This window comes from Shewanella sp. SR44-3, assembly GCF_014163735.1.
Lineage (GTDB): Bacteria > Pseudomonadota > Gammaproteobacteria > Enterobacterales > Shewanellaceae > Shewanella.
Window position 1 is genome coordinate 1 of sequence record NZ_JACJDV010000132.1, and the last position, 297, is coordinate 297.

The 297-nt window shown below is 41.8% G+C and carries 1 tRNA gene; it reads right to left on the reverse strand.

What is annotated here, in order from left to right:
- Positions 1-204: 204 nt before the first annotated feature.
- Positions 205-280 (reverse strand) — tRNA-Ala (locus H5073_RS18135).
- Positions 281-297: the final 17 nt, after the last annotated feature.

Sequence of the window (297 nt, forward strand, 5' to 3'; positions counted from 1 at the left end):
GAGAACTCATATTCGTGTTTGCACACAAATATTATTTTTCGCACTAACTTAATCACACAAACGACAACGAATCATCATTTCTGCGCCTTTTAGTTAGTACTATCAGCTTTCCAAATTGTTAAAGAGCGGGCTTAAAAAAGCCAAAGATAAAATTGCGTTTATCTTTGGCATCTCTGTCCTAATGTATGTATCTCTTAAAGAGAATGGTGGAGCTATGCGGGATCGAACCGCAGACCTCCTGCGTGCAAGGCAGGCGCTCTCCCAGCTGAGCTATAACCCCTTACATACAGTCGAGAA